The organism is Cribrihabitans neustonicus (assembly GCF_048820895.1).
Taxonomy (GTDB): Bacteria; Pseudomonadota; Alphaproteobacteria; order Rhodobacterales; family Rhodobacteraceae; genus Cribrihabitans_A; species Cribrihabitans_A neustonicus.
Genome location: NZ_JBMERQ010000004.1, coordinates 223,423 through 232,142, shown reverse-complemented (window position 1 = coordinate 232,142; position 8,720 = coordinate 223,423). Strand labels below are relative to the sequence as shown.

Annotated in this window: 8 protein-coding genes; 3 read left to right on the top strand and 5 right to left on the bottom strand. The window is 65.7% G+C overall.

The genetic code is table 11. The features are described 5' to 3' along the window. The first annotated feature begins 484 nt into the window (after window positions 1–484). Together ACOHWE_RS12495 and ACOHWE_RS12490 are read left to right on the top strand one after the other, a co-directional pair. On the top strand, window positions 485–1,342 hold the full coding sequence (locus ACOHWE_RS12495; RefSeq protein WP_420666781.1) for a lytic transglycosylase domain-containing protein: 858 nt from the start codon (window positions 485–487) through the stop codon (window positions 1,340–1,342). 142 nt (window positions 1,343–1,484) lie between these two features. After that, the gene (locus ACOHWE_RS12490; protein ID WP_420666779.1) at window positions 1,485–1,952 is read left to right on the top strand and encodes a hypothetical protein; all 468 of its coding nucleotides are present in this window, start codon (window positions 1,485–1,487) and stop codon (window positions 1,950–1,952) included. 78 nt (window positions 1,953–2,030) lie between these two features. Here the strand turns inward: ACOHWE_RS12490 and ACOHWE_RS12485 are convergent, their stop codons facing one another. The 3 genes from ACOHWE_RS12485 to ACOHWE_RS12475 form a co-directional block, all read right to left on the bottom strand. Continuing rightward, the gene (locus ACOHWE_RS12485; protein ID WP_420666778.1) at window positions 2,031–2,657 is read right to left on the bottom strand and encodes a CoA transferase subunit B; all 627 of its coding nucleotides are present in this window, start codon (window positions 2,655–2,657) and stop codon (window positions 2,031–2,033) included. Between the two features lie 3 nt (window positions 2,658–2,660). Next, a complete protein-coding gene (locus tag ACOHWE_RS12480; RefSeq protein ID WP_420666777.1) occupies window positions 2,661–3,365 on the bottom strand; it encodes a CoA transferase subunit A in 705 nt (234 codons plus the stop codon). A gap of 139 nt (window positions 3,366–3,504) precedes the next feature. Then, entirely contained in the window at window positions 3,505–3,930 is a 426-nt protein-coding gene (locus ACOHWE_RS12475; protein ID WP_420666775.1) for a VOC family protein, read from the bottom strand. A gap of 65 nt (window positions 3,931–3,995) precedes the next feature. Between ACOHWE_RS12475 and ACOHWE_RS12470 the strand changes: the two genes are divergently transcribed. Beyond that, window positions 3,996–4,583 carry a TetR/AcrR family transcriptional regulator gene (locus tag ACOHWE_RS12470; protein ID WP_420666774.1) on the top strand — a complete coding sequence of 196 codons (588 nt, stop codon included), beginning with the start codon at window positions 3,996–3,998 and terminating at the stop codon, window positions 4,581–4,583. On the opposite strand, the gene topA is transcribed toward ACOHWE_RS12470, so the two are convergent. Continuing rightward, window positions 4,580–7,204 carry a type I DNA topoisomerase gene (topA, locus tag ACOHWE_RS12465; protein ID WP_420666773.1) on the bottom strand — a complete coding sequence of 875 codons (2,625 nt, stop codon included), beginning with the start codon at window positions 7,202–7,204 and terminating at the stop codon, window positions 4,580–4,582. The genes ACOHWE_RS12470 and topA overlap by 4 nt on opposite strands. A gap of 153 nt (window positions 7,205–7,357) precedes the next feature. Next, complete coding sequence (gene dprA / locus ACOHWE_RS12460) at window positions 7,358–8,533, bottom strand: DNA-processing protein DprA (RefSeq protein WP_420666771.1); 1,176 nt, start codon at window positions 8,531–8,533, stop codon at window positions 7,358–7,360. Between the last annotated feature and the right edge of the window lie 187 nt (window positions 8,534–8,720).

Genomic DNA, 8,720 nt, shown 5'->3' with positions numbered 1-8,720 from the left:
TTCTCGATGGCGGTGTAGACCACGCCGGCCAGGGCGGCGACGGCGGCGGTCAGCACGACCCAGTCCACGGTCACGGCGCCGGAGTCGTCTTTGCGGAAGTTTTTGATGAACTTGATCATGGTGTCGTCCCTCCAAAGGATCACTGAATTTTGCATATCCCGCCATCTCTTCAGGGTCCGCTCTCTCACCTGCTTGACCGCTGTCCGGCTCGGATAAGGACATATAGCCAGCGCAGCGTGGCAGGATTTGGGCTGAATGCCGGAAAATCGGCCCCAATCTTAACTTCTTCGCAAGGATTTTTCTAACGCATTGGCAGCATTCGGTTATTCCCTGTGGGACTCTGCGGTCTCCCGTGGCATTTCCGCGCCAGTGGCGGCAAAATATGGCGCGCTTGCCCGATTCCGGGCCGCCCGGGCTGGCCTTCGGGCCGGGATTTTCCGACGCTTTCGGAAACCGCAACAAAATTGCAGCAGGGGCAGGCAAGGTGAAAGCCGTCCATATCGCGATTGTGGCGCTGGCGGCGGCCCTCCTGCCGCTGCAGCCGCATGCCCAGTCCGCGCCTGCGTCTGAGCCCGCTCCGGCGCCGCAGCCTTTTCCCGATTTCGAGGCCAAGCGCATCAAGCCGCCCGCGCCCGGCACCCGCAAACGGATCATCGTGCAGATCGCGCCGGATGAAACGCTGAATGCCCAGCCGGTGGCCGCCGCCGCACCCTCGCCGGGCCCGGAGCTGCTGCCACCGGCACCCGGCCCGGGCCGCTTCGCCGCCTTCTGGGAGGAAATTGCCCCCCATGCCGCCGCAGGCACCGGGCTTGGCCCCGGCCGGCTCGATCCGGCCCTGCTGGCACTCGCCAAGGCTGGAGGAGCCATGGCCCCCCGGCTGCAGCTGCTGCAGGACATCGCCGCCGCCCGCGGGGTGGAAATCCTGACCCAAAGCGCGGGCACCCAGGTCTCCCCGGCGCTGGTGCTCGCGGTGATCGCGGTCGAATCGGCGGGCAAGGCCGGTGCCGTGAGCCGCGCCGGCGCGCAGGGGCTGATGCAGCTGATGCCGGACACCGCCGCCCGTTTCGGAGTCACCGACCCGCTGGAGGCAAAGCAGAACATCGCCGGCGGCATCCGCTATCTCGACTGGCTGATGCAGGAATTCAGCGGCGATCCGATCCTCGTGCTCGCGGGCTACAACGCGGGCGAGGGCGCGGTACGTGCCCACAAGGGCGTGCCGCCCTTTGCCGAGACCCGCGACTACGTGCCCAAGGTGCTGGCTGCCTACCAAGTTGCCCGCGGTCTCTGCCTGACCCCGCCGCAGTTTCTCTCGGATGGCTGCGTGTTCCGGGTGATGCAGTAGCCCCTCGGGCAGCAGCTCCCCGCTATCCCCCGTAAAACCATAAGTTTCGCCAAGAGCCGCCATCTTTCTGCCGCGCGTGGCTGATTTCACGGCTGCATATTTTTCAACACCCCATTTAGCAGAAAATAGATTGGAGACAGCATTGGATCTCGGAATAGACCCGGCCGCCGTGGCCGCTCAGTCACAAGGCTTCAGCAGCAGCCTCGCCCTGATCGCCACCATCGCCTTCGTGGGCTTCTTCGGCCGCCTGGTCTTCGTCGCCTTCGCGCCAAACCTCGCCGCCCGGAACCCGCTGCGCCACCTCTCGGGCGCGGGCTTCCTGCTGCTTGCGGCCGCGATTTTCGGCGGCGGGCTCTATGCCACCGGCAAATGGACCAAGGCGGTGGTGCTGTTCAACCGCAGCCTGGTGGACCCGGTGATCGTCAGCTGGCTCGGCCGCGACAGCTGCGACCCGGCCTCGGGCCGCTACTGCGTGGTGGTCTTCGAAGCGGAGCGCGAGCTGGTGGTCAACTGGTACGACAAGCGCGTCTACATGTGGGAGATCGTCAACCCGCCCGAAGGCGCGCCGTGGCACAGCCAGCGCCCGCTCAGCCGCCCGTTCACCAGCTAAGAATCACAGGAAAGGCCCGCCAGGACAGGCGGGCCTTCACGTTTCTCGCTTGCTGGACCGCCGCTGCGGCCCCGCGGGTCAGTCCACGATGGTCGCTTCAGTCGCCGCGCGCAGCTCGTCCTCGCTCACGCCCTCGGCCGTCTCGACGATCTTAAGGCCGCCCTCGACCACGTCCAGCACGCCGAGGTTGGTGATGATGCGGTCGACCACGCCCTTGCCGGTCAGCGGCAGGGTGCATTCCTTCAACAGCTTGCTGTCGCCGTGCTTGTTGGTGTGGTCCATCACCACGATCACCTTGCCGACGCCGGCCACCAGGTCCATCGCGCCGCCCATGCCCTTGACCAGCTTGCCGGGGATCATCCAGTTCGCGAGGTCGCCGTTCTCGGCCACTTCCATCGCGCCCAGGATCGCCGCCGCGATCTTGCCGCCGCGGATCATCCCGAAGGAGGTCGCGCTGTCGAAGTAGGAGGTGCGCGCCAGTTCGGTGATGGTCTGCTTGCCCGCGTTGATCAGGTCCGGGTCTTCCTCGCCCTCGTAAGGAAAGGGGCCCATGCCCAGCATGCCGTTCTCGGACTGCAGGGTGATATCCTTGTCGCCCACGTAGTTTGCCACCAGCGTCGGAATGCCGATGCCGAGGTTCACATACATGCCGTCCTCAAGCTCCTGCGCGGCGCGTGCGGCCATTTGGTTGCGGTCCCAAGCCATGGTTCAAGCCTCCTCACGCTTGCGGGTGGTGCGCTGCTCGATGCGCTTCTCGTGCTCGCCCTGGATAATGCGGTGCACGTAGATGCCGGGCAGGTGGATGTGGTCGGGATCGAGCGAGCCGCGCGGCACGATCTCCTCCACCTCGGCGACGCAGACCTTGCCGCACATGGCGGCGGGCGGGTTGAAGTTGCGCGCAGTCTTGCGGAAGATCAGGTTGCCGGTGTCATCGGCCTTCCAGGCCTTGACGATGGAGAGATCGGCAAAGATGCCGCGCTCCATAATGTAAGTCTCGCCGTCGAAGTCCTTATGCTCCTTGCCCTCGGCGATCTGGGTGCCGACACCGGTCTTGGTGTAGAAGCCCGGAATGCCGCAGCCGCCCGCGCGCATGCGCTCGGCAAGGGTCCCTTGCGGGTTGAATTCCAGCTCCAGCTCGCCGGACAGGTACTGGCGCATGAACTCCGCGTTTTCGCCCACATAAGAGGAGATCATCTTCTTCACCTGCCGGGTCTGCAGCAGGATGCCGATGCCGAAATCATCCACGCCCGCGTTGTTGGAGGCAAAGGTCAGGTCCTTGGTGCCCGCGTCCTTGATTGCCTGCAGCAGAAGCTCGGGGATGCCGCAGAGGCCAAAGCCCCCCGCAGCGATGAACATGCCGTCGAACAGCAGCCCGTCCAGCGCTTCGGCGGCATTTGAATATACCTTTTTCATGGAGTTCTCCCAAAAACTACCGTTTGACAGTGGTTCTGACGCCGGGGCGGGCACAAGTCAACGATACGGAGAAGTTTGCGTATTTCTACGGAGCGGCGGGCAGCCGGTGCCTCCCGGCGGCCCGCCAGGGCTGGCAGCGTCACGCGGGCAGGGCGTCTTCGGCATATTGCGCCGCGAACTCCGCGCTGGGCGGGATCGGGGTGATCACGTCGATCAGCACGCCGTTCGGGTCCGCGGTGATGAAGTGGCGCTGGCCAAAGGCTTCGTCTGTCAGCGGTTTCAGGACAGGCAGGCCCGCGCCGGTCAGCCGGCTGTATTCGGCCGCGGCGTCCTCCACCTCGAAGTTCAGGATGACACCGGCGCTGTTGCCGTGCCCGGCTTCGGGAATGGTGGGGTGGGTGCCGTCCAGAACGGCCAGATTCACGGCGGGATCAGTGCTCGACTCAAGGTGCACATACCAGTCCGATTCAAACGCCGGCCGGAAGCCAAAGTAAGTTTGGTAAAATGCAGCGGTGCCAGCGACATCGCTGGTCTGCAGCACCGGGTAGAATTGGGTCACTTTCATGTTGCACCTCTTTTCAAAAACATACAGCCTGTATGTATGCAGAGGTAAACATACAGGCTGAATGTATGCAAGAGAGAAATACACCCGTCCCGAACGCCGCGCGCCGGGCCGCCATGCGCGAGCGGCTGATTGCCGCTGCCCGCAGTCTGTTTGCGGAAAAAGGCTACGCCGGGACATCGACGCCGGAAATCGTTAGGGCTGCGGAGGTCACGCGCGGCGCGCTGTATCATCACTTTGACGGGAAGGAGGCGCTGTTCCGCGCTGTTGCCGAGGCTGAGGCGCATGCCGTCACTCAAGCCATCGAAGCCGCTTCCAAGGTGCCGGAGGTGGAAGGGCTGGAGGCTGGCAGCCGGGCGTTTTTCGCCGCAATGGCCGTTCCGGGCCGGGCGCGCATACTGCTCGTGGACGGACCCGCCGTGCTTGGCGCTGACGCAATGGGTGAGATCGATGCCGGCGGAGGGCGCGGAGCACTGCGCGCGGGGCTGGAGGCGGCGAATACGGGCCTGGACGAGGCCGGGCTTGATGCCTTGGCGGTGGTCATGTCGGCTGCCTTCGACAGGGCCGCGCTTGCCATTGCCGAAGGCGCGGAGGCAGCGCCCTATGAGGCGGCAATGGCGGCACTGATGCGGGCCGCCATCCGCCCCGGGTCTTAGGTGGAGGCCTTCTTGGCGGTGGCCTTCTTCTTGGGCGCAGCCTTCTTCTTGGGGGCTGCCTTTTTCTTGCCGCCCTTCGCTGACTTTTCGGCAATCAGCTGAACAGCCATCTCCATGGTCACGTCCTTGGGTTCCACATCTTTGGGCAGGGTGGCATTCACCTTCTCCCATTTGACATAGGGCCCGTAGCGGCCGTCCATGATGTTAACCGCGCCGCCGCTCCCGGGGTGCTCGCCGAGCTCCTTAAGCGGCTTCGCCGCCGCCTGGCTGCCGCGGCGGCCGGGGTTCGCGCGTTTTTCCGCCAAGAGCTCCACCGCGCGGTTCATGCCGATCTCGAAGACGTCGTTGGGGTCCTTGAGGTTGGCGTAGACCGGTTTCTCCTCATCGGGCAATTGGTGCATCAGGTAGGGTCCGAAGCGGCCGAAGTTCGAGGAGATCGTGCCGCCTTCCGGGTGCACGCCGATCTCGCGCGGCAGGTTCAGCAGCGTCAGCGCCTTTTCAAGGTCCATCTCGTCCTTGCTCCAGCCTTTCGGCAGGCTCGCGCGGGGTGGCTTCTTGTTCTCGGGTGTGGGCTCGCCGCGCTGCACGTACGGCCCGAAGCGCCCCGATTTCAAGTGGATTTCGTCCCCCTGGTCCACTCCCAGCACGCGCTCGTCGCCATCGGCGCCTTCGCCGGCGATGGGCCGTGTATAAGTGCATTCCGGGTAGTTGCCGCAACCCACGAAGCCGCCGGTGCGCGAGGTCTTGAGGTGCAATTGACCGGTGCCGCATTTCGGACAGATGCGCGGATCGGAGCCATCTTCCCGCGGCGGGTAGAGCTGCGGCGCCAGCGCATCGTCGAGTACATCCAGCACTTCGGTTATGCGCAGCTCCGAGGTCTCGGCAATGGCGGCGGAGAAATCGCGCCAGAACCGGCCCAGGAGGTCCTTGTAGTCGCGCTGCCCCGCGCTCACGTCGTCGAGCTCTTCCTCCAGGTTGGCGGTGAACTCGTAGCCCACGTACTTGCGGAAGAAGTTGAGCAGGAAGATGGTGACGATCCGGCCCTTGTCTTCGGGGAACAGGCGGTTCTTGTCCTTGCGGACGTACTCGCGGTCCTGGATCGTGGTGATCACCGACGCATAGGTCGAGGGTCGGCCGATGCCGAGCTCTTCCATACGCTTGACCAGCGTTGCCTCAGTGTAGCGGGGCGGCGGCTGGGTGTGGTGCTGCAGTGCCAGCACGGCGGCGTCTTCCGAAAGCACCGACGCATCCTTGCCCGCCTTTTCGGCTTGCGCCGCCAAAGTGCCTGCAAACTTCAGCGCCTCGCCTTCCATGATCTGCGGCAGGCGCTTGTCGTCCTCGTCGGTGACATCGTCGCGGCCTTCCTCGTAGACCCGCAGGAAGCCGTCGAACAGCACCACCTGGCCGGTCGCGCGCAGCACCACCTGGCCATCGTCCGAGCCGATGTCGACAGTGGTGCGCTCAAGCCGGGCGCCTTCCATCTGGCACGCCAGCGTGCGCTTCCATATCAGGTCGTAGAGCTTGCGCTGGTCGTCATCGCTCACCTTCAGCGAGGCGGCGTCGCGGCCCATGTCGGTGGGGCGGATACACTCGTGCGCTTCCTGGGCGTTCTTTGCCTTGTTCTTGTAGATCCGGGGCTTGCCCGGCACGTATTCCTCGCCATAGCGCTGGCCGATCTCGGCCCGCGCGGCCTCGACCGCTTCCGGCGCCATGTCGATGCCGTCGGTCCGCATGTAGGTGATGTGGCCCGCCTCATAAAGCCGCTGCGCCGCGTTCATCGTCTGCCGCGCGCCCATGCCGAACTTGCGGCTGGCCTCCTGCTGCAGAGTGGAGGTCATGAAGGGGGCCGAGGGGTTGCGGGAGGCGGGCTTGGCCTCGACCGACTGCACCTTGAGCTGGCGCGAAGCGACTGCCTGCACTGCAAGTTCCGCCGCGGTGGAGTTGGCCAGGCTGTACTTGTCGAGCTTGTCGCCGCCCAGCACGGTGAGCCGCGCCTCGAAATCCTGGCCGCGCGGGGTCTTGAGGCTGGCGCGGACCGACCAGTATTCCTGCGGGTTGAAGGCTTCGATCTCCATCTCGCGCTCGACGATGAGCCGCAGGCAGACCGACTGCACCCGGCCCGCCGAGCGTGCGCCCGGCAGCTTGCGCCACAGCACGGGCGACAGGTTGAAACCGACCAGATAGTCGAGCGCGCGGCGCGCCAGATAGGCTTCCACCAGCGGCAGGTCGACCTGGCGCGGGTTCTTCATCGCTTCGGCCACGGCTTCCTTGGTGATCGCGTTGAAGGTCACGCGCTTGACGTCGGTGTCCTTCTTGATCGACCGCCGCTTGGTCAGCGCCTCCTGCAGGTGCCAGCTGATCGCCTCGCCCTCGCGGTCGGGGTCGGTGGCGAGGATCAGGGCGTTGTCGTCTTTCAGCGCGTCGGCGATCGCCTTCACGTGCTTGCGGCTGTCTGCGCCGACTTCCCAGGTCATGTCGAAGCCGTTGTCGGGGTCGACCGAGCCGTCCTTGGCCGGCAGGTCGCGCACGTGCCCGTAGGACGCCAGAACGGTGTAGTCCGAGCCAAGGTACTTGTTGATCGTCTTCGCTTTGGCTGGGGATTCGACAACGACAACGGGCATTAATTCAGTAACCTCTCGGGAGTGATTTGGCGCGTTCTAGGCGGGGCAAGATGTGGGGTGCAAGAGGAGATTGTCAATCCGCAGCCATTGGACGCGGCGCCGGTGCACGGGAATTCGCGGTCCCTGAAGAGGGTTGAGAGGTGGCCGCAGCGGTCAGCCGCCGCGTGTGGCGGGGCGGCAGAGCAGGCCGCCGGGGCCCCGGCTCAGCGCGCCTTCCAGCTCCAGGTCGGTCAGCGCAGGCGCGAGGTCGCCCGGTGCGAGCGCCAGGTCGCGCATCAGCGCTTCCTCCGGCGTGGGGGAGGGGCCGAGCCGGTCGAGGATCTGCTGGTGCAGGGCCTGTGTCTCGGCCAGGCTGCGCTTCTGCGGCGGCGGAGGGGGCAGGTCCGCCATCGCGGCCTCCAGGTCCTTCGGCGGCGTGGGGCGGGCGGCCTGCGGCAGCGGCGGCAGGGCGGCAAGCACGTCCTCGGCACCGCGCACCAGCTGGGCGCCGTCACGGATCAGCATGTTGCAGCCCGAGGCCCGGGCATCGAACGGGTGGCCCGGCACCGCCAGCACCTCGCGGCCGTAGTCCAGCGCCTGCTGGGCGGTGATCAGGCTGCCGGAGCGGGCCGCGGCCTCCACCACCACGGTGGCGCGGGCGATTCCGGCGATGATCCGGTTGCGGCGCGGGAAGTGGCGCGCCTGCGGGGCCAGCCCCATCGGCTGATCCGACAGAATCACGCCGGCCTCCTGGATGCGGTCGGCAAGGGCCGCATTGGAAGCGGGATAAATGACATCGGCGCCGCCCGCGAGCACCGCAACGGTGCCGGTCTCCAGCGCGCCTTCATGCGCGGCGGTGTCGATGCCGCGGGCGAGGCCGGAGACCACCACATGCCCAGCTGCGCCCAGTTCGCGCGCCAGCGCCCGCGCCATGCGGGTGCCGAGCGACGACGCGTTGCGCGCGCCGGCAAGTGCCACCGCCGGGCGTGCCAGAAGGTTAATGTCGCCAATCGCCCACAGCAGGGGCGGGGCGTCGTTCAGGGTCATCAGAAGGTCGGGATACCCGGGGCCGCCATAGCACAAAAGCCGCGCTTTGGCGGCTTTTGCGATCTTGAGTTCGGCGTCTACCGCCTTGGCAGGGCATGTTTCATACCCCTTTATACCTGCGGTGCGTGCCAGTTCAGGCAACGCGTCCAGCGCATTCTGCGCTGAACCGTACTGCGCGAGCAGCCGGTGAAAGGTCACCGCGCCGACCCGCTTGGAGCGCAACAGACGAAGCCACGAGTACTGAAGCTCTTCCGTGGTGGGTGGGAGTGGGGGGTGAGTGGAAGAATGTGCTTCTTCAGTCATCCGCGGCTCCGCCTGTTTGCAAGACCAGAATTAGCCTTAAGGGGGTTAACAGGTGGTGAACGGACAACAATTTTTCCGTGATTTTTTGCTAATTTGCGGAAGCATCTAATACTAAGTGGGTATTTTTTCCGGTCCGCGGAGGGCTGCGCCGGAAGCGCCCGGCCGGCACACCAGCAGCCCGGCCGCT